The 23,577-nt window shown below is 35.9% G+C and carries 21 protein-coding genes, 1 pseudogene and 1 other annotated feature; of the genes and pseudogenes, 11 read left to right on the top strand and 11 right to left on the bottom strand.

What is annotated here, in order from left to right; all coding sequences use genetic code 11:
• Positions 1-297 precede the first annotated feature (297 nt).
• The 3 genes from QUF91_RS01920 (at position 298) to QUF91_RS01930 (ending at position 3,377) form a co-directional block, all read left to right on the top strand.
• Positions 298-1,116, top strand: coding sequence for a TetR/AcrR family transcriptional regulator (locus QUF91_RS01920; RefSeq protein ID WP_289416656.1), 819 nt, complete (start codon positions 298-300; stop codon positions 1,114-1,116).
• 597 nt (positions 1,117-1,713) lie between these two features.
• On the top strand, positions 1,714-2,142 hold the full coding sequence (locus QUF91_RS01925; protein WP_289416657.1) for a helical membrane plugin domain-containing protein: 429 nt from the start codon (positions 1,714-1,716) through the stop codon (positions 2,140-2,142).
• A 50-nt stretch (positions 2,143-2,192) separates the two neighbouring features.
• The gene (locus QUF91_RS01930; RefSeq protein ID WP_285395699.1) at positions 2,193-3,377 is read left to right on the top strand and encodes an NAD(P)/FAD-dependent oxidoreductase; all 1,185 of its coding nucleotides are present in this window, start codon (positions 2,193-2,195) and stop codon (positions 3,375-3,377) included.
• On the opposite strand, the gene QUF91_RS01935 is transcribed toward QUF91_RS01930, so the two are convergent.
• From QUF91_RS01935 to QUF91_RS01945, 3 genes are all read right to left on the bottom strand, one after another.
• Positions 3,366-3,860, bottom strand: a complete 495-nt coding sequence (locus QUF91_RS01935; RefSeq protein WP_289416658.1) for a hypothetical protein — start codon at positions 3,858-3,860, stop codon at positions 3,366-3,368. The two genes, QUF91_RS01930 and QUF91_RS01935, sit on opposite strands and share 12 nt — an antisense overlap.
• A 148-nt stretch (positions 3,861-4,008) precedes the next feature.
• Positions 4,009-5,256, bottom strand: a complete 1,248-nt coding sequence (locus QUF91_RS01940) for an MFS transporter (protein WP_289416659.1) — start codon at positions 5,254-5,256, stop codon at positions 4,009-4,011.
• Positions 5,257-5,322: 66 nt separating this feature from the next.
• Positions 5,323-5,587: a binding site (T-box leader), on the bottom strand.
• A 469-nt stretch (positions 5,588-6,056) separates the two neighbouring features.
• Positions 6,057-6,605: a helix-turn-helix domain-containing protein gene (locus QUF91_RS01945; protein WP_285395702.1), complete on the bottom strand. Its 549-nt coding sequence runs from the start codon at positions 6,603-6,605 to the stop codon at positions 6,057-6,059.
• 616 nt (positions 6,606-7,221) lie between these two features.
• On the opposite strand from QUF91_RS01945, the gene QUF91_RS01950 reads away from it, so the two are divergent.
• Positions 7,222-8,223, top strand: a complete 1,002-nt coding sequence (locus tag QUF91_RS01950) for a proline racemase family protein (protein ID WP_289416660.1) — start codon at positions 7,222-7,224, stop codon at positions 8,221-8,223.
• Positions 8,224-8,292: 69 nt separating this feature from the next.
• The gene (locus QUF91_RS01955; protein ID WP_289416661.1) at positions 8,293-9,270 is read left to right on the top strand and encodes an ornithine cyclodeaminase family protein; all 978 of its coding nucleotides are present in this window, start codon (positions 8,293-8,295) and stop codon (positions 9,268-9,270) included.
• Between the two features lie 7 nt (positions 9,271-9,277).
• Here the strand turns inward: QUF91_RS01955 and QUF91_RS01960 are convergent, their stop codons facing one another.
• The gene (locus tag QUF91_RS01960; protein WP_289416662.1) at positions 9,278-9,448 is read right to left on the bottom strand and encodes a hypothetical protein; all 171 of its coding nucleotides are present in this window, start codon (positions 9,446-9,448) and stop codon (positions 9,278-9,280) included.
• Positions 9,449-9,666: 218 nt separating this feature from the next.
• On the opposite strand from QUF91_RS01960, the gene QUF91_RS01965 reads away from it, so the two are divergent.
• Positions 9,667-10,878, top strand: a complete 1,212-nt coding sequence (locus tag QUF91_RS01965; protein WP_285395705.1) for a dicarboxylate/amino acid:cation symporter — start codon at positions 9,667-9,669, stop codon at positions 10,876-10,878.
• 159 nt (positions 10,879-11,037) lie between these two features.
• On the opposite strand, the gene QUF91_RS01970 is transcribed toward QUF91_RS01965, so the two are convergent.
• The gene (locus QUF91_RS01970) at positions 11,038-11,661 is read right to left on the bottom strand and encodes a hypothetical protein (protein ID WP_289416663.1); all 624 of its coding nucleotides are present in this window, start codon (positions 11,659-11,661) and stop codon (positions 11,038-11,040) included.
• Positions 11,661-13,295, bottom strand: coding sequence for an ABC transporter substrate-binding protein (locus QUF91_RS01975; RefSeq protein WP_285395707.1), 1,635 nt, complete (start codon positions 13,293-13,295; stop codon positions 11,661-11,663). Before QUF91_RS01975 ends, QUF91_RS01970 begins: the two co-directional genes overlap by 1 nt.
• Positions 13,296-13,371: 76 nt before the next feature.
• On the opposite strand from QUF91_RS01975, the gene QUF91_RS01980 reads away from it, so the two are divergent.
• Positions 13,372-14,340, top strand: coding sequence for a quinone oxidoreductase family protein (locus tag QUF91_RS01980; RefSeq protein WP_289416664.1), 969 nt, complete (start codon positions 13,372-13,374; stop codon positions 14,338-14,340).
• A 328-nt stretch (positions 14,341-14,668) separates the two neighbouring features.
• On the opposite strand, the gene QUF91_RS01985 is transcribed toward QUF91_RS01980, so the two are convergent.
• Both QUF91_RS01985 and QUF91_RS01990 read right to left on the bottom strand, forming a co-directional pair.
• Positions 14,669-15,193: a hypothetical protein gene (locus QUF91_RS01985; RefSeq protein ID WP_289416665.1), complete on the bottom strand. Its 525-nt coding sequence runs from the start codon at positions 15,191-15,193 to the stop codon at positions 14,669-14,671.
• A 51-nt stretch (positions 15,194-15,244) separates the two neighbouring features.
• On the bottom strand, positions 15,245-15,868 hold the full coding sequence (locus QUF91_RS01990) for an SH3 domain-containing protein (RefSeq protein WP_289416666.1): 624 nt from the start codon (positions 15,866-15,868) through the stop codon (positions 15,245-15,247).
• 630 nt (positions 15,869-16,498) lie between these two features.
• Between QUF91_RS01990 and QUF91_RS01995 the strand changes: the two genes are divergently transcribed.
• From QUF91_RS01995 to QUF91_RS02005, 3 genes are all read left to right on the top strand, one after another.
• Positions 16,499-16,687, top strand: a complete 189-nt coding sequence (locus tag QUF91_RS01995) for a hypothetical protein (RefSeq protein WP_289416667.1) — start codon at positions 16,499-16,501, stop codon at positions 16,685-16,687.
• A 204-nt stretch (positions 16,688-16,891) separates the two neighbouring features.
• On the top strand, positions 16,892-18,349 hold the full coding sequence (locus tag QUF91_RS02000; RefSeq protein ID WP_289416668.1) for an MBOAT family O-acyltransferase: 1,458 nt from the start codon (positions 16,892-16,894) through the stop codon (positions 18,347-18,349).
• 18 nt (positions 18,350-18,367) lie between these two features.
• Positions 18,368-19,411 carry a hypothetical protein gene (locus QUF91_RS02005; RefSeq protein ID WP_285395713.1) on the top strand — a complete coding sequence of 348 codons (1,044 nt, stop codon included), beginning with the start codon at positions 18,368-18,370 and terminating at the stop codon, positions 19,409-19,411.
• Between the two features lie 49 nt (positions 19,412-19,460).
• Here QUF91_RS02005 and QUF91_RS02010 read toward each other — a convergent pair.
• Positions 19,461-19,934, bottom strand: a pseudogene (locus tag QUF91_RS02010) (EcsC family protein); the annotation flags it as partial.
• A 122-nt stretch (positions 19,935-20,056) separates the two neighbouring features.
• On the opposite strand from QUF91_RS02010, the gene QUF91_RS02015 reads away from it, so the two are divergent.
• Positions 20,057-21,562, top strand: coding sequence for a hypothetical protein (locus QUF91_RS02015; protein WP_289416669.1), 1,506 nt, complete (start codon positions 20,057-20,059; stop codon positions 21,560-21,562).
• Between the two features lie 188 nt (positions 21,563-21,750).
• Here QUF91_RS02015 and QUF91_RS02020 read toward each other — a convergent pair whose 3' ends face one another.
• Both QUF91_RS02020 and pdxR read right to left on the bottom strand, forming a co-directional pair.
• Positions 21,751-22,083, bottom strand: coding sequence for an EcsC family protein (locus QUF91_RS02020; protein ID WP_285399336.1), 333 nt, complete (start codon positions 22,081-22,083; stop codon positions 21,751-21,753).
• An 85-nt stretch (positions 22,084-22,168) separates the two neighbouring features.
• A complete protein-coding gene (gene pdxR, locus QUF91_RS02025) occupies positions 22,169-23,545 on the bottom strand; it encodes a MocR-like pyridoxine biosynthesis transcription factor PdxR (RefSeq protein WP_289416670.1) in 1,377 nt (458 codons plus the stop codon).
• Positions 23,546-23,577: the final 32 nt, after the last annotated feature.

Raw genomic sequence — 23,577 nt, forward strand, 5'->3', positions numbered from 1 at the left:
AATTGGAATATAAATCCACAACAAATCATGCAATTTTGTTTTAGTATATAATTATCGGAAAATTATAGCAATGTTCGTTACCAGCATATTTACCTAAAACAGTTATAACAGCTGGCACTAGCAATGAACATATCAAGAAGCACATCAATTATATACCAAAAGGTTAATTAATTGAGAAAAATCAATATGTTATACTCTGTCTTAAAAGAGTGCTTTTTTTTATTCAGTGGATATCCAAACACCTACTGAAATAGAGGAACTCAGGCTAAGAACTTCACATCCTGTGAAACCGCCTGAATGACCAACATCATATTGGCCTCGCGCAGACCTGAGCACAGTTCAAAATCCGGACGCATTGTTTATCTGAGTGAAAGCGAAGCGGCAGCAACAAATGTTTACTGTGCGAAAGCGAAGCGGCAGCAACAAATGTTTACTGTGCGAAAGCGAAGCGGCAGCAACAATTGCGCCAAGGCGAAATTGAAAAGGGGGCAAACCTGTTTGAAACAATCACCGCGTGTTCTTGGAAGACCTCGCTATGATGAAAATGCGAGACCAAGAAAAGAGATTGTCCTTGAGACGGCAACAAGGCTTTTTATAAAAGAAGGCTACAATAATATTTCGATGGATGATGTAGCGATAGCTTGTAATGTGACAAAGGCCACTATTTATTACTATTACCCGACTAAAGGAGATTTATATACATCAGTTTTAATGGCAATGATAGATAGAATCAGACTGTACATTTTGGAAATTTTAGAGCAGCCAAGACCATTTCGAGAACGCTTAGAGCAGTTAGTTGAAAATCATTTATTAGCGACTGTGGGCATTGATATGAAAAATTTTATGAGAGAGGCGACGATTAATTTATCAGAATCTCAATTAAAAGAAGTGTATGCATTAGAATGTAAAATGTATAAAACGATTGAACAGGCGATGCAGTTGGAGATGGAGAGAGGCACGATTCGTGAAGGAAATGCTACCTTTTTTGCGCATACGTTTTTGGCATTGACGTCCGTAGGTTATTTTAAAGATAGAGAAGGGAATAAGTTATTTCAAACAGAATCTATGGCTGCGAAAGAAATTGTAGATTTCTTCTGGCAATCTGTTGAGAAATAAATTCCTTCATTATATATATAAACATAGTAAGTATTACACGAACGATGGTGGGGAAGATTAAATACAGAACGAAGCAAGAGAGCGATTATTATTAAAAATCAGCCCTGTATATAAGTTGATCTTCGTTTCGGCTGGGCGATTCCTTGGAGATCAGCGTCACAGATGAGACCCTGGAGCGAAGTGAAGTGGCTCATCGGACGTCCCCACTAATCGGAACTGAAATCAACCATACGTTATGGTGATAAGCCAGTGTGGACAAAAAGCAAACCTAAATACAATATATAGTTGACAAAATCAATGAATTTTGAAAAGATTGTCGAAATTGTGATTTAGCTCATTGAAATAATATGCAAACAGTCTTATAATGGAGTTTGTAAAGTCACCAAGACAAGATAGGATGGAATTATGATGCACTTTTTGCAAAGTAAAGTTAACATTATAATAACAAATCATACGAATTGTTATCCAGCTCTTGAGACTGGTGATTTGTAAGATATACGCGCTGTAACGACTGTTAAGAAGTGCCTTAATGGTCTTTTTCACATGGAAGCAATATAAAATTAAAATAGTAATAGTGATGGCAAAGGAGAGTTCAAAATGTCAGAAACGAATAACCAAACACAGTCTGAACAATTAACTGTGAGTCAAGAACAACTGGATGTGCTAGATCAATTATTAAAGCCTGAGGTTCAGGAATCACTTACAACTTTAGTTGAGCAATTACCAAAGTTAACTGAAATGATGACGTTATTAACAAAATCGTATGAGTTTGCTCAAGCTGTTGCAACTGACGAAGTGCTGAAAAATGATACTGTTGGTGCTGTAACAGAAATGGCAGGCCCAGTAGTAGGCTCAGCAAAAAAACTTGCAGCTACTGCAATTGAAGCGAAAGATCGTGCTTCTGAAAGCCAAGAAGTAATTGGTTTATTCGGTCTTATGAAAATGTTAAAAGACCCACAAGTACAAGGTGTTTTCCGTTTTGTTAATGCTTTCTTACAAGTAAGCGCTGAACGTAAATCTAAATAAGACTCGACTCGAGATATATTCAATTCGTAAGGACGGAGGATTAATTAATCATGTCAAAAGAAATCGTCATCTTAGGTGCTGGTTACGCTGGCGTTTTAACTGCATTAACTGCACGTAAGTATTTATCAGCTGATGAAGCTAAAATTACTGTAGTAAACCAATTCCCAACACACCAAATCATCACTGAGCTTCACCGTTTAGCTGGTGGTACTATTGCTGAAGGTGCTGTTGCTTTACCACTTAAAAAAATCTTTAAAGGTTTAGATATCGATTTACAAATTGCTAAAGTAACGAAATTTAATGTAGACACTAAAAAAGTTGACCTAGACACTGGTTATACTTTAGATTACGATACATTAGTAGTTTCTTTAGGTAGCCAAACTGGATTCTTCGGTATCCCTGGATTAGAAGAAAACTCTATGGTACTTAAATCAGTGAACGATGCAAACAAAATTAACAGACACATCGAAGACCGTATTAAAGCATATGCACAAACAAAAGACGAAGCAGATGCGACAATCGTTATCGGTGGTGGCGGTTTAACAGGTGTTGAGCTTGTTGGTGAAATCGTGGACAACTTCCCGAAAATCGCAGCGAAACATGGTGTTAACTTTGCTGATCTTAAAATCAAACTTGTTGAAGCTGGTCCGAAAATCTTACCAGTACTTCCAGATACACTTATCCAACGTGCTACTGAAAGCTTAGCTAAACGTGGCGTTGAATTCATTACAAGTACTCCTGTTACAGGCGTTGATGGTAATGTCATCTCTCTTAAAGATCGCGAACCAATCGTTGCCAACACACTTGTTTGGACAGGTGGGGTAGCTCCACTTCCACTCGTAGGCGAGTCTGGCCTTGCTGCTGACCGCGGTAAAGCAACGATTAACGAGTTCTTACAATCTACATCTCACAATGATGTATTCGTAATTGGTGACGCATCTGTTGCATTACCAGCTGATGGTGGTCGTCCACTATACGCACCAACTGCTCAAGTTGCATGGCAAATGGGTGAGTGCGCTGGTTACAACCTATTCGCACAATACAAAAACCAAGAGATGAAGTCATTCTCAGCGATTAACTCTGGTACACTTGCAAGCTTAGGCCGCAAAGACGCTGTTGCTACAATTGGTGCTAGCAACACAGAACTTAAAGGTCTTCCTGCAACACTTATGAAAGAAGCATCTAACATTCGCTATCTTACACATATCAAAGCGCTATTCGGCTTAGCGTATTAATATTTTTTTAGGGCATGAATCAATTGTTATATTGAATTCATGCCTTTTTTTTATGGATAGAAGAGCAAGAGTGACGGATAGGAAGGGCAAAGTGATGGATAGAAGAGCAAGAGCGACGGATAAAAGGCAAAGTGACGGAAAGAAGAGGAAGAGCGACGGATAGGAAAGGCGAAGTGATGGAAAGAAGAGCAGAAGCGACGGATAGGGAAGGCGAAGTGACGGAAAGAAGGGCAAGAGCGGCGGATAAAAGGCAAAGTGACGGATAGAAGAGTAGAAGCGACGGATAGAAAAGGCGAAGCGACGGAAAGAAGAGCAGAATCGACGGATAGGAAAGGCGAAGTGACGGAAAGAAGAGCAAGAGCGACGGATAAAAGTCAAAGTGACGGAAAGAAGAGCAAAAGCGACGGATAGGAAAGTCAAAGTGACGGAAAGAAAAAGCAAAGCGACGGAAAGAAAAAGCAAAGCGACAGATAAAAGAGGCAAAGAAGCAACGGATAGAATGTCATGAATCAGGGCTTACGTAAATAGGTCTTTCCATCTTTGAGAAAAGACCTATTTTTGTTTGCCTGTTTAGACGTAGACTCTGGCATTGAGTTATCTGTGCGACAGTAACTACAAAATAAAATTGCTTCTAGTCGTTGAGTCTAGAAATATTACTATAAAATCTAGCTTTCGAAGGTTGAACATTAATAATAAGCAGTACAGTTGCTACCACAAACATGATAATGGCTGCAGATACAACAACATATCGAATAGATATAATTTCAGCTGCAACGCCAAAGATGGCAGTGATGATAATAATGAAAAATGCTTCCACAAAACCGTAAATGCTTCCTATTCTACCCATGTTTTCGACAGGAATATTGTTTTGATAAAATGTATTGAAGCCCGTATTGGCAAAGGCCATCGCAAAGGACAAAATAAAGCATCCTAAAGAAGCGATAAGAAATGTATAAGAGAATGTGAAAATTAAATAGCCTAATGCTGTTATTAATGACCCAAAACCTATAAGCCAAGCAGTTGGTGTTTTTTCAACGATGGCTGTATTCGTTAAAGAACCAACTAATACTCCAGCACCTGCTATGCCCACCAAAACACCGTATTCACCTTCGGATAATGATAGTACTTGAGTAGCAAAAGCAGCCTCTAAAGAATCCGTTGCTGTCATCATGACAATCATCGCACTAAATAAAAAATAGACCATCATAATATAAGGATTTTTAAGGCTAAATCTTATAACAAGCTTCCAATCATTGAATAAAACCTTGTAGGAAAATTTCGCACCGGCCTTACTTGCCAGTTGTTGATTAGCCTCAATATTTGGCATTCCAAATGTAATACAGGCTGATAAAAATAAAGCAATGGCATTCAAGTAAATTGCCATATTAGGCGATCCAATCGTAAATAGCAGTCCTGCAATAGCTGGACCAGTTACGAATGCTCCGGAATCAAGTAAGCTGCGAAGCGAGTTAAAACGTTTTCTTTGTTCAACGGGTATCAATTTCGTAATGTAGGTCATGGAAGTCGGACGATACATAGAGCTAGCTATTGTTATAACAAAGACCATGAAATATATCCAAGTCAAAGTAGAGAAGAAAGGTAGTGTGACAATTAGTAAAGATTCGAAAAGGTTGAGAACAATCATGAGGTATTTTTTATTTAAACGATCTATCAAACTACCTGACCACAAACTGGCGAAAAGTGTGGATAAAGCCCTAACGATATATAAGCCAGACACAGCGATAGCGTATCCTGTAAGGTTTAAAACAATTAGATTTAAAGCTATAAAATATATCCAGCTTCCGACGCTGGAAACACCAATACTAAACAATAATATAACCGGATAACGCCACGTTTCTTTTAATTTATTCACGCCCATATAAATTCCTCCTAGTAGTTATGACAAGTAACTAAACAAAAAAATCCCACCCCCAAGACGATTTGTCTTAGGGACGAGATTGTGGAATTTATACTCACGTGGTGCCACCCTAGTTCACTATTATGTTACCATAATAGCCTTTTCAATACGGCATAGAGACTTATGCTTATACTGTTTCTCTGTAACGGGAGTTCCCGTCGCACCATCATTCAAACAGAAATCCAATGCGCTACTCCGAGGCTTGTTTCAATAATTCGTTCTTACTCGTTTTCAGCAACCCGAGCTCTCTGGGAAGAACAGCCTTATTTACTCTTCTCTTCAATGTATTTTCGATAGTGTAGCATATGTTTGTATTTTTAGTAAAGTATTACTTTTATAAAAATTCCGATAAATCTAGAAAAAGAAGACATAAAAGCCAGTAGACCTTCATTTCAATATAAAAGGCTACTAGCTTGTTTAATTAAAGGAGGTAATAATTTACTCTTGCCATCTATTAAGTTTTGCCTCATCACCAAAAGTTGTGGATGACATTTGTTAAAACGTATGTCATATAGAGGTTGATTGGAGTGGAGGCTGGGCGACTCCTAGGGGATTAGCGTCACAGATGAGACCCTGGAGCGAGCAACGCGAGTGAAGCGGCTCATCGGACGCCCCCTGGAAAGCGCCTAGTCGGAACGGAAATCAACCACACGTTTTGGTGATGAACCTAAGTTTTGTCAAAATAATAAATTTATCCAAAATGGGCATATATTTACACGGATACGAAGCTATGCGTCAGTTAGAGGATTTATGGCATTATTTTAGACTTTGATGGAAGTTGAAGAAACGAATATGAAATTTGTAGGTTTATCTGTTTTATTAAACCAGTTGTGGGGTATGGTTGAATTCATATGAATACTATCCCCAGGAAAAAGATCATATTCTGTATTATCAAGAATGATAGTCAAGATTCCATCGGTGACATAAATAAATTCCTGTCCTTCATGAGAAAAAGGCGTTTCTCGTTTGTCCCCAGGCAATAAGGTTACTGAAATTGGAACAAATATGGGGTTTGAAACATTTCCAGAAAGGTCCGAATAGATAAACGATGATTTATGTTCCGATTGTTTAGAAGCGCCACGTCTAATCATATCTTTGTCCATTTGTATTGAATCAGGAAAGAAATAACTTGGACTAACACCAAGAGCTTCAGATATTTTGCGCAAGGAGTGTAGTGTAACGGAACAAAGAGATCGTTCCACTTGAGATAAAAAGCTTATAGATAAATCTGTTTTTTCAGAGACTTCCTTCAACGTCATTTTTTTTGACTTACGAAGTCTTTTTATTAAAATTCCTATATCTCGATCCATTTTATCTACCTCAAATATAGTCGTATTGTGATAAAGTATATATAATACTTAACTTCTTGTAAAGTTATGGAAGACTTTGGGTTTTGCAGTTTGTAATTTTGGAATGCATTATAAGTGTGAGTAGAACTATAAAAATAAAGGTTGAAATCTATGAGGTATTGAAAAGGCTAAGATTCAGACTAACTCAGAGATTGAAAAATTCAAAAAACATTGAATTTTCTAAAATGGTGTGTATAATAAATGTAAACGCCTGACATTGCTCAAATTCAATTGAAATTTTACTAGGAATGAGATGCAGTGGTCATATTTTTTAAACAAAAATTTAAGTGTCATTTAAATTTTGAACTTACAACTAAAATCTGTTATTAATTAAAAAGTAGGTTCGTATAATAGTACATGAAGCGAAGGGAGGTTTAGGCCATGCCCGTAGCGTAATGTGCAGGTAAGTGCATATTTTGGTGAAGAGCCAATAAATACGTATATTTTTTTGTTCTAAAATTTAAGTCGTATTGAAATTTCGAGGAATTAAAGCAGAAAATTAAAGCTGTTATTAAATATTGTGTTTATCGAAGCTTCTGCGATTATTAATTTTCAAATTAAATTGGAGGGAAGAATTATGGAATTCAAAAAAATGTTTACTACTATTGATCTTCATGTGTCAGGCGAACCGTTGCGGATTATTACTGGGGGATTACCTGAAATTAAAGGAGAAACGCAGCTAGAAAGACGTGCCTATTGTATGGAACATTTGGATCATATTCGAGAAGTACTAATGTATGAGCCTAGAGGTCATGATGGCATGTATGGTTGCATTATTACTCCACCAGCGACCCAAGGTGCAGACATAGGTGTCTTGTTCATGCACAATGAGGGCTGGAGTACAATGTGTGGTCATGGCGTTATTGCGGTAGTGACGATGGCTATTGAAACAGGCATGATTGAGGTAAAAGATGAAAACGATAAACTTATCATTGATTGTCCGTGTGGGCCTGTAACGGCGTATGCAAAGTGTAGTGGAACTAAAGTAGAATCGGTTTCCTTTGAAAATGTTCCTTCTTTTGTCTATAGAAAAGATTTCCCGATTAAAATTGATGGTCACGAATTTGATGTAGATATTTCATACGGCGGTGCTTTTTATGCCGTGGTTGATAGTGAGAAAGTTGGCCTACAAGTGAACAACAAGGATTTATGGGATTTGCAAGTATCGGGTGACAAAATTAAACATTACATCGAAAGTCAAATCGAAGTAAAACATCCATATGAAGATATAACAGGGATTTACGGTGTGATTTTCTCTGATAATCCAAAAGACAGCAATGCTGATTTACGAAATGTCACAATCTTTGCTGATAAACAGGTTGATCGATCCCCATGTGGTTCGGGTACTGCTGCAAGAGCAGCTACTTTATACGAACGTGGCGTACTAAAGGAAGATGGAAGATTTATTCATGAAAGTATAACAGATGGACAATTTGTTGGTGAAGTACTTTCATTGACGACAGTGGATGAATTTAAAGCTGTTATTCCAAAAGTTAGTGGGAATGCCTTTATCACAGGTTTCCATCAATTTGTGATTAGTCCAGATGATCCCCTTAATAGAGGGTTTTTATTGAAGTAAATGTATCCAAATTAGTATTCTAAAATTTAAATAAAAGAAGAAATACAGTTAGAAAAAAGGTGGAGAATTATGTTAGTTATAAGTTCGGATGAACAAAAAAGTTTAGTAGATATGAATGAAATTATTGAATGCGTGGCTGTTGCCTTAAAGGAATTTTCAGCAAATAGAACTATTACACCTATCCGCGCTGCTCTGCCTTTTAATAATGACCAAAATACAGCATTGATTATGCCTTCTGTAGCTGAAGAACTTAGTAGTGTTGGATTAAAGGTAGTAACAGTAGCACCCAATAATAAAGAGTTAGGTAAGAAAACGATAACTGGAGTGGTAATGCTATCAGACTTTAAAACTGGGGAACCAATTGCTCTTCTAGAAGGTTCTTATTTAACGATGATTAGAACCGGTGCTTTGTCAGGTGTTGCAACGAAGTATTTATCCCGAGAAGATTCAAAAAAGTTATGCATCATAGGCACGGGGGAACAAGCAAATGGTCTAGTTGAAGCTATAGTAGCTGTACGAGATATTGAAGAAATTCTTCTTTATAATAGAACAGAACAAAAAGCACATGAATTTGCTGAGTACATTAGAAACAAATTTGATAAACATGTACAAGTCTATTCAGATCCGAATGAAGCGGTACGTAAAGCTGACATTATTGTTACGACAACCAATTCTTCAACACCAGTTTTTTCTGAATCGCTAAAGCCTGGTGCTCATGTAAATGCGGTTGGTTCATTCAGACCTACGATGCAAGAATTGCCATCTCATGCTCTTTCTTCAGCTCACAAGGTAGTAGTTGAATCCAAAGAAGCAGCCTTAGAAGAGACGGGTGACATAATAATTCCAATAAATGAAGGAGTCTTTGATTTAGATGATATCTTTGGAGAGCTCGGACAAATTGTAGATGGAAAATTAAAAGGTAGAGAAAGCTCAGAAGAAATTACTTTATTTAAATCTGTAGGATTAGCCATTGTAGATATTGTCGTTGCAAAATATTTTTACGAAAAAGCTGTTAAAAATAAAATGGGAACTAGCATTAACCTTTAAGTTATAGTTAAGTATCATTTAAATTGGAACTATCAAGATTTTGAAATATTTCAATTGAGTACATTTTTGGCTCATCTTTATAACGTGGGGTTGATTTCCATTCGACTGGGCGCTTTGTAGCTGCCGCTTTGCTTTCGCTACAGATAAAACATTTGTAGCTGCGGCTTTGCTTTCGCACAGAGCAAAGCTTCCTGGTGACGCTCAGTCGGAACGGAAATGGCATACGCTTTAACAAAATTGTTATCCTGTATTTTGCTAATGGATCGTTTTTTACACAAAAATTTAAGTGCCACTTAAAAATGATGAAGATAATACAGATAATCGATAGTTAAATATTGCGAATATTATTAACTGAATATTTAGATTTTAGTGATTGGAGAATAAGGAGGTGTTTGCATGAAATGGTGGAGGAAGCAAAAGCTATATGTAAAGATTTTCATCGGCGTAGTAGTTGGGGTTGTGTTAGGTTTGATCTTCGGACCTAAAGTTGCCATTTTAAAACCTATCGGGGACGTTTTTATTCGTTTGTTACAAATGCTCATCGTTCCACTGGCCTTTTTCAGTATTGTATCGGGTATTACGAAGCTTGAAGATATTAAAATGTTACGCTCTATTGGTGGTAAAATAATGCTTATTTATATAGTTACCACTTTATTATCGACACTTATTGGTGTTATTACTGCCCTGTTGATTAGGCCTGGTAAAGGAGAGATAGGACTTCTTGGTAAAACAGAAACTATCGAGCGAGAGGAATTTAGTTTTCTTGATAATATTGTTCAATGGTTTCCGTCAAACGTTGTTCAAGCAATGTCAGAGACAAATATGCTTCAAATTATAATCTTTGGTATTTTTGTCGGAATTGCAATGGTTCTTCTTGGAGACAAGGTGAAGAGAATGAAGGAATTAGCTCATGAAGGCGCAAATTTGATGATTAAAATTGCTGAAATTGTTATTAATTTTGCCCCTTATGGAATTATGGCATTAATCGCAAACGTTATCGGAACACTTGGGTTGGGGGTAGTCATCGAAGTGGGTCGATACGTATTATCAGCTTTTATCGGTTTTTCCATTATTCTTTTAGTTGTCTATCCGATTATGTTAAAAGTATTAGGGAAAACCAGTCCATTATTCTTTTACAAGCAAGTAAGTCCGGCTATGCTAGTAGCTTGCAGTACAACATCAAGTAGTGCAACACTTCCCGCAGCGATGGACGTTTCAAGAGACGGGCTTAAAATACCAGAAAATATATATGGTTTTACGCTTCCACTTGGCGCAACACTTAATATGAATGGATTAGCATCAACATTGGGTGTCCTATCCGTGTTCGCAGCAAATCTATACGGTCTCCCTATAACGTTCAGTATGATTTTACAAATTGCTTTTTTAGGGGTTGTTCTTGCAATGGGTTGCGCAGGAGTGAAAGGAGCGGATGTTGTTACGGCATCACTATTACTTTCTACAATGGGTCTTCCGCTTACGATAATACCAATCATTGCGGCTGTTTCTCCAATTGTAGATATGGGTAACACCGTTGTCAATGTTACTGGTGATATAGCAGGAACACAGATTGTTCATAAGAGGAACCCTGAATACTCAAATGGGGGTTAAGTGGCTTGAGCCTTATTTTAATGGGCTCAAGCCGTTTTTTTTATTGTTCCGATAAAAGTGAGAAACATTCCGATAAACTATGAAATTGTTCCGATAAATCTTGAAAACGTTCCAATAAATTCAGAAATGATACCGATATTTTACGAAAAGGTTCCGACATTATTGAAGATAAGCTTTAAGCGTTGTTAATAGTGACTGGCAAATGATGATTGATTCTACTGTATTAGTAGCTATTTCAAGAGAATGGTCAGCATTTTCTACAATAGCAACCTCATGTGAAGAAAGTTGTTCTAAACTTTCTTTCGAATAATGAGGATCAGCTGTACCGATTGCTAGAAATGCATGCTTCTCTAGTAAGTTTTGCATAATATGTTCAAGAGACAATAAGGGAGTTAAAAGTACATAACGAGAAGGAACAAGTGAAGACTGTTGCATATAAAAATCTACGATAGGCAATGTTCCAAGTGATTTTCCTAAGTATACAGCTTCCGTATAAGATTTGGTGCTAAAAATATATTCTACAATAGGATTTACTGCATCATAAACCGTCTCTGAAATAGCTTCTGGCGCCTGTTCGAATTGCTGCGGATCGAATGTATAGCATACTTGTACTACATCATAGCCAAGTTCTAGCATCAGTGCAGTGGAATAATAAAGAAGTGGTTTTTCATACGTATAGCCTGTGCCAGAGAACATAAAGCACACTTTATCGCTAGTGCTATCAAAGTGATTGTATGCAACGCCATTGTGTTGCTCTTTCCTCGGTTTCATTTTCATTTTCATCATAGTTCCTCCTTGTCATACCAGATTGTTGAAAGATCGATGTACCCTAGGTGGTTGAAGTTTAATTCTAAAATATCGTGGGCAAACGGTATATCATCGAGATATGTAAATAATGGTATCAAAATAGCTTCTTCAATTAAATAGTGGTTTAATGAATCGAAAAGTAACGGCCATTCTGCTATAGTTGCAATTTTAAATTTTTCAAAGATATTTATAAAATATGTATCTTCTTTGCAAATTTTATAAATTGGAGAAACTGGGCTGAACATGTCATGTAATTTATGGAAAGCGGTATTTACAGTTACTACATTTGTATAAACAAGAGCATCGTACTTCAGAGGTTGAAGAGAATCTTTAATATATTGAGATAGTGTTAATGCTTCTAGTTGAGGTTGATAACCATATTTCGTTAAAGCTGAAAATAAATATTGGTTTAGATTGACTTTCCCTCTAGGCACGCCAATTTTTAAAACCTTTTTTTTACTTAATTGTGAGATAGCATTACTAAAACTACTTAAATGATTTTGTAATGAAGAATCATCTTGCAAAGGTTTATATAAATGCTTATGTATTACGTTTTTAATTCCTTGCCTTTGTACTTTAGTTGAACAAGCTTCCACATTTTTATTTAAAATAATGGCGCAAACCCCATTTTGGATATTAATTTTTTTGGGGGTGATTTCATTTGAAAAATTAGTTTGATAAAACGAATTAGATGATTTTGGAAGTATGTTTAATTCTACTGTGTGTAATAAAGCTCTCATGCCAAAATAATTATCATAAGCTTCTAAAACAATTTGATTGGGTGTATGCTTAGATATTGCAAAAGGACCTGTTCCGAAAACTACATTATCTACAACTTTATAGATACTTGTTTTTATATCTGTTAGTAAGTGTAGTACGTACGTGCAGGATTCCGAAAGAATAAAATCAATTGTCCACATATCCACGATGATTATTTCTCGAATAGGTTTCCATAAAGGAAGATGTAGTAATTGACGTAAACACCAAGCTACATCGTGTGCGGTTAGTAAATCACCATTGTGGAATACAACATTTTTTCGTAAATAAAGACGTAAATTCATGTCATTAATTTTCCAGTGGTGAGCAAGAGAAGGAATAATATTACCATTAGTATCTGTCTCGACTAAACGATTTGTTATATTGGAAAGAAGTGCTGCACTATATATATCATTTACCTGATTAGGTTGTAAATTATAAATGGGATGATAGATTGGTGCAATCAAACGCTCATTATATAAAATATTATTTTTTATATTTTGATGATATAGATGCTTAAAGTTTACTGCTAAAGAGTCTGTTAAATTAGGAAATGTAAGCAATTCTTCCCAATCCATCATTGTTATTGTTGAGAGATGAGGCCTAATCGTATCTACAATAATTTGTTCAATATCTTCATGCCATTGGATTTTGGATAAGTGTCCGCGTCCATTCCCAGCTTTATAAGTTATCCAATTGTGTTGCTGAAATAATTTAAGATAACGATTCAGTTGTTTAGAACTTATTTTTAATATAGAAGCTAATTGTTGCTGAGGAAAAGTGTTGCCTTTCTGTTGGCAATAGAGTGAAAGTAAATAAAATAGTGTTTTATTTTTTGATAGAAAGGTGGACATTTAATCTCTCCTAGTGTCTCTTTTTGTGAAAATTGTTCTATTTTATAATCTAACTATAACAAGGAGGGAGAAATTTATGAAGGCAGTTATTATCAATGAGTTTGGCACTTCTGATGTTTTAACGTATGTGGAATGTTCAAAGCCTACGATTTCGGCAGGGGAAGTATTAATACGGACGTCATATACGAGTGTGAATTTTGCTGATATAAAAAACAGAACAGGAAATAAAGCAAAAGCGAATTTTCCGATGATACTTGGTTTAGATGTAGCGGGTGTAGTTGAAGAAGTTTTTGATGAGAATAGTGATTTTAAAAAGGGGGATCAAGTAATTGCATTCCCGAAAAATGGGGCCTATGCAGAATATGTGGTGGCGAAAGAGCAGCTCGTTTTTAAAATTCCGAACGATGTCCCTTTGGAAAAGGTAGCTGCTGTGCCAACGGTTTCATTTCTATCCTATCTTTTGACACATCAAATCGCTCCAATTAGTAAAGACGATTGTGTATTAATTCATGCTGCATCCGGTGGAGTAGGGACAATGCTTATTCAAATGGCGAAAAAGCTAGGTGCCAAAAAAATTATTGGCACGGTTAGTGATATGAAGAAAGCGTCAATTGCCTATGAACTAGGTGCACAGCATGTACTAACTTATGAGAATTTTAGTGCTCAAGTTAATGAACATACGGATGGTCATGGTGTTAACATTATTTTTGACTCAATTGCTGGAAATATTACGGAAGAGAGCTTTAACTGTTTAGCTCCTTATGGTACGTTAGTGCAATTTGGAAATAGTGGTGGCAAGGCAGGAAATATAAAAACATCTGATTTACATAGTAGCTGCCGTAATGTGAAAGGCTTTAGCTTAGGAACGACCCGAGCTCTTAAGCCAGAAATGCTTCAACAAGTTGCACAAGAGATGTTTACTTTATTAAAAGATGAAAGCTTCCAAGTACCAATTGCCAATGTTTTTGCTTTAGAGGACATGCAGAAAGCCCATGAATTAATGGAAAGTCGTCAGCATCAAGGGAAAATTTTAATTAAAATATAAAATAATCAGTGCATGAAAACACTGATTATGTAGTTGTGGTGAGAACTAGGTTCAAGGCGATGGAGGAGTGGTTAAATAACTATGTTGTGTGCCGAAAGCGAATGAAATGAAGCATAGTAGCACAAACCAACTTGTTGACTGAAGCTATCTCATCAGATGTCCCAAAGACAGAAACAGAAAAATATATAGCACAAGAAATCAAGGAAGGAATTATTCAAGATTCGCATTAAGTGTAATAAGTTATAGTAAAGTCAAAAGGCCTGAGACTCGTACAATTCCGAGTTCAGGCCTTCCAGTTGTAATCGAACTTCCCCAGTATAGGTCATTCTCACTTGAGTGTTTGTAGCTCGAATACAATATTGTTATGTGTAGATGGCCCCAAATCAACCCCACCAGTAATTTTGACTAAACCGTAATTCTTTGAAAAATAAAGCTTATATATATCAGTAGACATAGCATCCTCCACAAAACTATATGAAATGTACAATGTTGTAACATTGTTCAACATTCCCAGAGGTGTTTTTAATGAATCCTTTGTAGTAAGGAGCTGTAAATAGGCATCTCGAGAAGTGTTTGGAACAATTAATGTTTTAGTATCATTAATTTGCTCAAGAGGCGCGGGAAGTTTTAAATCTAACAGCAAGTTTATTCCCTCGATTGCCAGCTCATTTGCATTGTAAGTGATTGATAATATAGGCTTATTATTATTTTTTTCATAATAAGAATACGTATTTCCTGTGTTTCTCAATTGCAGTTGTTTATATGTTTTCCCATTTATTTGCATTGTAGCAGTCGAATGCTTTTTAGGTACTAAAGATTGAAAGGAAGTTAGCTTTTGTTGATTTGCCCACACTGTTTTGTCGACTAATTCACTACTATAAATATATCCTTGTTGGTTGCCAAACTACACATAGGAGAAACCTGCAATTTCAGAATAAACTTGAACAACATCCCCACGTTTCGCTAAAAAAGGTGTTTTTTCACCACTAAAGCTTGCGATATTGTATAAACTATTAGCTCCATTATAGATATACACTTTTGGATATGGTTTCACGTCACCTATGAATTTAGAATTAACATAACCAATAATATTGCCATACTGCACAAATGACCAATTTCCCCCAACAGAGCCGAAATCTTTCACCACCATTTTATATTGTAAGTACGTTTGGGTAGGGGATTTTACGTTTGGAGAGTCTTTAACGACTACGCCCCCCTTAGAACTTGCAATTTTAATAGTATACGGTGGCGCCGATAATGCTGTTTTCTCAACAAATCCCTTTTGATCCCCATATTGTACATGTGCCCAATCAGAATCAGGAGTATTATATTGTACGACAAATGCTTTATAAGGAATATGGGTAACGGTATCAGCATCAGTGGACGCTGCTTTTTTTAAGGCTACACCATCTTTAAGGTTGATAGTTTTGACTTCACGGAAACTAGATGCATTTGCTTCAATAGGTAAGAAATTAATAATAAAAAATATAGTTGAAAGAGCTAGTAAAAATCTAATTATATTTTTCAAAGAATCACCCCATCTATGTTGTTTCAAAACTTAAGAATTAAATAAGAGAATGGAATCATTGGCTCTATTTGTTGATTAGAGATAATTTTAGCTATTATCTCCTTTAGTATGTAATTTCGACAATAATACAGGAATTTCCTTTAAAAATTTGGTAAAATGAGATATTGTATATGGATTTTTCCTTCTCTTTATCTATTTCTGGTAGTATGATTGGATTTTACAATTGTTCCTATGTTAAAGCATTGTAGGCTAATCACTAAAATTTAAGAAAAACATTTATTAATAAATATGCAGCATAAATTTTAATTGAATTTTCTATTCCTTCCGTTTTTGAAGTAAATGAAAGACACTCAAATATAGAGATAGTGAACATCCATTTTTTTACTATAACCTTTGACTGGGCAACTGACAGTTAAAATGATGTTTTTCGTGTAAACTTATCCATGCCTTATGTCCTTTATTTTGGATTTGGATGACCCAACCATTATAAAGGCTTTTTTTATGCACGGATAATATTGCAGAAAATCCAGTTTTTAAAAAACGTCGAATTATTTTAATTCGACACTAGTGATATATATGCTATATAAGTTGATCTTCGTTCCGGCTCAGACCCTGGAGCGAGCAACGTGAGTGAAGCGGCTCATCGGACGCCCCCTGGAAGCTCTGCTCTGCGCGAAAGCGAAGCGTCAGCTACAAATGTTTTATCTGTGCGAAAGCGAAGCGTCAGCAACAAATGTTTTCTGTAGCGAAAGCAAAGCGTCAGCTACAAATGTTTTATCTGTGCGAAAGCGTAGCGTCAGCAACAAATGTTTTCTGTAGCGAAAGCGTAGCGTCAGCAACAAAGCGCCCAGTCGGAACGGAAATCAACCACACATTATGGTGATGAACCTGGATTTTTGTATTTCTTTACTTTATTTTGATATTGTTCTTTGTTTTAGGTCAATTTTCAAATATAATGTTATGTTTGGCCTCTTGTATTATTAAGCACGAATATAAAGGAATGGCTAATAGGAGAGTGATGGAGTGCTTTTTAATTCCTTTGAATTTATTTTTCTATTTTTACCAGTAACATTTGTAGTCTATTTTTTATTAAATCGCTTCAGTAAACAACAATATGCGATTTATTGGTTGGTACTGAGCTCTTTGTTTTTTTACGGTTATTTTAAGTTAACTTATTTAGCAATTATCACAATCTCAATCATTGTAAACTTTGCTTTAAGTCGGATCATAAATAATAGCAGTAATCGTCTGAGAAAGACGTATATGATTATCGGAGTAATCTTTAATGTTTTAATACTTTGCTACTATAAGTATACAGATTTTTTCATTACAAATATTAATAGTTTATTTGGTACAAATATTGCATTGTTGCATTTATTGCTACCATTAGGGCTTAGTTTTATTACATTTCAACAAATTGCTTTTATTGTTGATAGTTATCGAGATGGAACGGCTCATTATAAATTTAGTAATTATGCGTTGTTCATATTGTTTTTCCCACAATTAGTAGCGGGGCCAATTGTTCAGCATGATGAAATGCTTCCACAGTATGATATTAAGGAAAATCGAAAAATTATACATGATAATGTTGCGCGTGGCTTGTTTATCTTTGTCATCGGTTTAGTCAAGAAGATTGTTATTGCGGATACGGTTGGCATATGGGCTAATGCGGGCTTTGAAAATTATAGTAACTTAAGTTTTGTAGAAGCGTGGATCACCTCATTATCATATACCGTGCAACTTTATTACGATTTTAGTGGATATTCTGATATGGCGATTGGTTTAGCCTTATTATTTAATATTAAATTGCCAGTAAATTTCTTCTCTCCCTACAAAGCACGTAATATTCAGGAGTTTTGGAAAAAGTGGCATATGACCTTGAACCGGTTTTTAACTACATATGTATATTTTCCGTTAGGTGGTAGCCGAAAAGGGGCTTTTAGGACTTACATAAATATTTTAATTATTTTCTTCATCAGTGGATTTTGGCACGGCGCTGGATGGAATTTTATTTTATGGGGACTTATGCATGGCTTTGCGTCTGTTGTTGTAAGACTTTTTAGTAAAACAGGTGTTAAACTTCCATATTTACTTTCGTGGTTTATTACTTTCCAATTTGTTAACATTGCTTGGGTATACTTCCGTGCAACAAGCCTCGAGCAAGCAAATACTATTATTTCTAAAATGTTTACGCCAAATATGGAATCTATAACTAGTTTCTTTACGGAGCCGCTCACTAATTTTGCTCAAGCGGATGCATTTAATATTATGGGATTAACATTAAGTGACCCGTTAGTGATTGTTGTAGGACTCTTAATCGCACTTGTTATTGCATTTACTGCCTTAAATTCTATTCAATTAATGGATAAGATGAAATTTAATTGGAGAACTATCATTTATATGCAATTTATGATTGCGCTAGTTCTTATATCGATCTACTATATGCAAAAAAATAGTATATTCTTATACTTTAATTTCTAAATAAAGGTGTGAATTAACTTGGATCCGAAAAAATGGTTAGTAAAATTGTTTGCCACATCTTTCATAGTAATAGGATTACCTGTTTTCGGAATTATGGGTTTCAATTATTATATTGACCCTCTTTGGAATTACACACATGCCAATGACTTTAACGACTATCAGCTAGGTTTTGATGAAAGACAGTTAAAAACAAATTATATCAATAGCCATGATTTTAACTATGATAGTTTATTAATTGGAACGAGCAGGATTACGTATCTTGATGAGAGGGCCTTTACAAAAGAAAGTGTCTATAATTATTCATTGAGTGGGCTGCAAATAGAAGAATACTTACCTTACATGGAATATGCTGAAAAGAAAAATGGTAAGCCGTTTAAGAAGATTTTTATTGAGTTATATTTTGATTCAGCTAATACTAGTAAATCTAATTCATTGAATCCGCCGCAAACTTATATTGAGACGTCTGAGGCACCGTTTTATGCAATAAAATCCTTATTTTCAGAAAGCACTATGCATTATGCTCGTTTTAATTATGATATTTCAAAAGCAAATCATTATGACGGTGCTCGAAGTTACAAGCGTAATAATATTGCACAAACAACGTATCCGAATGATGATATGGAGCAGGAATGGCAAAAATTTAAGAAAAATTTTAAAGCAGAGTCAGCTAAGCCTTTTATGTACGATACCGACTATCGAAAAAGGCTTCAAGCTATAAAAGATGCATTTCCAGATACAGAATTAGTTGTCTTCACGGAATTAATGCCTGCCAAACGCCTTCAAACAATTTTGCATAATGATAATCGCTACGAGGCTTATAGTAGATGGATGAACGATATGGTAGATGTGTTTGGCACCGTCTATAGTTTCCATGCGGTGAATGAAGTAACGACGAATGTGGACAACTTTTTTGATTGGCTGCATTACTATCCAAATGTGGGGTATTTAATAATTGAATCTTTAGAGAACAGGGAAGAACGGTCAAATATGATGCAGGCTGTAAATAAAGAGAATCTTGACGAGTACCTTGAAAATGTAGTGGTAGATATAAATATGGATTAAGCAAAGAAAAGATGACTCCGATCTATCAGAGTCATCTTTTTAATTAGTGTTATTGCTTGTTTAGTTCATTCATTTTTTCATAAATACGTCGCTTACGATAGAGCATAATACCTGCTTCGGCAACGTCTTGAATCATGCCTTTATTTGCGTAGGCACCGAAAATCATTCCAGCAATCGGAATCATTTGAAACAGCTTTTTCCATCCAAACTGATCGCGATATGTATAGAAAACTTCCTTCCAGCCTTGCAGCTGTGAAATCATATTTTCTGCTGCTTTATTTGTATCATACATGGACGAAAGTTCCTTCAATATTGCTTCTTTGCCGACTATATCGGCGGAGCTGAATTGTAGACATTTTACGATGAAAATACGCTCCATTTTATCATTCGGATCATAGCCATGAATGATCGCAATCTCTTGCAATGTTTTTAAAGCCATCCCTAAAATAAGGGGAATATCAATAGCCAATGTGAAAATACCACCAAAGCCAGTAGAAGCACCTTGCATTGTTGCTAATTTCACAGCAGTGAACTTCAGGAAGCCCACTTCTTCAGAGGTGGGAGGAATGAAGTGCTTTTTTCTTTACAGAACATACGTTTTCGTTGTATATTGTGAATAATCAAAAAATAAAGGGGTGACGGGTAATGACAAAATCGAAAAAAGATTGTTTTATTATAGAACTCAAGTTACTTATAGATACATGGCAAACCGATATCCTATTAAAACGTTTTGAAATTGCCCGTACACTCTATAATACGACTTTGTCTTATGCAGTAAAACAATATACTTTCATGCAGGAATCAAAACACTATCGAAAACAATTACGTTGCTACCAAAAAGCGAAAAAATCTAATGATACAAAAGAATTGAAGCAGACCGCAAAAGAATTAAATAACATTCGTCAATCTTTTGGATTAAGTGAAAATCAACTGCATGCGTATATTAAAAAGCATCAACATAACTATAAAAAACATATAGATAGCAATACTTCCCAGAAAATCGCCTCTACTGTTTGGAAAGCGGTTCAGGATGTTCTATTTAAAGGGAGCAAAGCACATTTTAAACGTTACGGAATGCTTCATTCTGTAGAAGGGAAATCTAATAAAGCAGGCATTCGATTTAAAGAGAATGTTGTCTATTGGAACGGATTAACCCTTCCTGTTCGTATTCGCAAACAAGATTTATTTGTAGAAGAATCCCTTGCTCTTCATACCATTAATTATTGTCGTCTAGTCAAAAAAGTGATTCGTGGAATTCATACTTTTTACGTACAACTCGTGATGGATGGGGTTCCTCCTGCAAAGAGAATTTCATCTACAGGAGCCTTTCGCCATTCCTATCAAAAACAAAAACGGGTAGGTATTGACATTGGTCCTTCTACCATTGCGGTTGTTTCAGAAGAAACCGTTTTCATCCAACAACTTGCGCCAGAAGTACCTTTATTGGAGAAACAAAAAAGACGTTTATTACGCAAATTGGATAGAAGTCGTAGAAGTACCAATCCTAACAATTTCAACAAGGATGGTACTATTAAACATAGCGTCAAACTCCGTTGGACATATAGTAAAAACTATCAAAAAACAAAAAAACAAATAAAAGAATTATATAGAAAGAAAGCTTCCTACATCAAAGAAAAACATGGTGCGTTAGTCAATAAAATCTTGTCTCTTGGCGATGAGGTGTACATCGAAACCATGCATTTTAAAGGATTAGCAAAGCGTACAAAAGAAACCAAAACAAATATACAGGGTAAAATCCAATCCAAAAAGCGTTTTGGAAAAAGCATTGGGAATCATGCCCCTGCGATGCTAGTGGAAATCATCCATCAAAAATTAGGTTACACAAAGCAAACGATACAGAAAGTAAATACGATCACCTTTAGAGCCAGTCAGTATAACCATGTGACGGATCGTTATGAAAAGAAAAAACTCCATCAACGTTGGAGTCAAATTGGAAGTCATCTTGTACAACGAGATTTATATAGTGCGTTTTTACTGATGAATAGTGAACCAAATTTACAACAAACGAATCAAGACTTATGCAATAAAACGTTTACTACCTTTTTAGAGTTACACAATCAACATATAGAAGACTTGAGACAAGTAAAGAAAACATTCCCTCTTAGCATGGGAATCAAACAAATCAAGTGAGGGCTATTCCTCCGTAGGTAGAGCTACCTGCCTTCGTTAAAACTTATTGCCAACACAACATCGGTTGTGTAAATAAGAAAGTCTTATAGAACAGAAGATAAATCAAAGATGTTGTACACAGGACATAGCAACACCATCTGTGGAGAGCTTTGTAACGCTTCTCTTAAGTATATAAGAACCCCGCTGCTTTAGCTGTGGGAGTAGTCAGTTAGAGCAATCATATTCTCTAGCGGCAGTTGACTAATATCGGATATAGCAAAAATATTTTGAAACGAAGAATTGTTACGGATTTTCTGCATCATTGCTTGTTCATTAATTAAATATTTACCACCTGTTTGAATATAGCTCCCTAATTCATCAACTAGTAACGCTATTTTATTTTGAAGGAAGGTAGGTGTCATCTTATCTAAGATTTTAAATGGGATGCGACCTAATTTATCAAAAAACCACAAATCCTTTTGATCTTTTTCCCATGCTTGAATTTCTTGTAAATGCTTTTCTAATTGCTCGACATTCTCCATTTTGTCTATTCCCCTTATAATTGCGTTTAATTAAAATACGAGAAGAATTTAAAAAAGGTTTCGTTATTTTTATAAAATTTCGACATTAATGTGGAGTGAATGATTGCCAAACAGCTCCAAGCAACGCGATACCTTCTTTGATTTGCTCAAAGGTTAGCCCACCATAGCCTATAAGAACCATAGCATGTTTAGTGTTTTTCTGATAAGAGGTTGAACATGGATAGACTTTGATTCCTACCTCTCGTGCAAGGTTAATTGCATCCTGTTCAGAAAGCCTTTTTGGTAACTTCACAACAATGTGTAGCCCGGATTTCTCACCAACTACTTCGAACTCCTCGGAAAAATTCGCGTTAATAGCTGCTAGCAATGTCTGTTGCTTTTTGCGATAAATAGTGCGCATTTTGGCTAAATGCTTATCAAATAGACCTTGAGCAATAAAATCGGCTAACGCAAGCTGATCTATTTTGGAGACAACAGATTTTTGTTCCTGATTAAATAGAATAAAATCTTCGACTAACGATTTAGGCAAAATCATATAACTTATGCGCAGCGATGGGATAAGTGTTTTGGAAAATGTTCCGGAATAAATAACACGCTGAAGCTGATCCATTTTTGCTAAAGAGGGGATAGGGAGCCCTTTATAGCGAAATTCTGAGTCATAATCATCTTCAAAAATATAGGCGTTCTCAGAAGTTGCCCATTGCAGAAGAGCTGCACGCCGTTCAACAGGCATGACCATGCCAAGCGGAAACTGATGTGCGGGTGTTGTGTATAACATGTGGATGGATTTTTTCGGTATTGTAACCCCTGAGTTATCAACAGGAATAGCATGAGTTGTTAATCCACAATGTTGCAATGTTGCACGTACTCTTTTAAAGCCAGGCTCCTCTAAACCAACATGTGTTTTGGGACCCAAAAAGTGACATAGAGCTTGAAGCTGACTTTGTGTACCACTATAAACAAAAACCTGTGATGCTTCACAGGTAACTCCTCTTGAACGTTCAACGTAGCGAGCAATTTCCGTCCGTAATATTGCCTCTCCTTGCCAAGAGCTTGTCGTTAAGTTATTCACATTGAAGTGCTTTTTCAACAGCCTATGCCAAATAGAAATGGGAAAAGCCTCTTTATCCACATGTCCATTGTTAAAATCAAATTTTATGTTATCTACAACTGGTATTGAGGAAGCGTATGTATGCTGCTTCAGCTGCTGTCCCCATTCGAATTCAAAGGGTGCTATGAAATAACCTGAGCGTTCCTTACTATAGATATAGCCTTCCGCTAGCAATTGCTCATATGCCTCCTTAATCGTGTGAACACTAACATCGAGCGTTTTAGCAAGTGTTCGTTTGGAAGGTAATTGCTCATGGGCCAGCAATTTTTTTCTTAGTATTGCTTGTTTTAATTCGTTGTAAATTTGCACGTATTTTGATGTGTCTCCAGTAAATGAAATTGATAGCTCCAAAGTATAACACCTCCTGGTATGGCGTGTTTTTT

The organism is Lysinibacillus sp. G4S2 (assembly GCF_030348505.1).
Classification (GTDB): Bacteria; Bacillota; Bacilli; order Bacillales_A; family Planococcaceae; genus Lysinibacillus.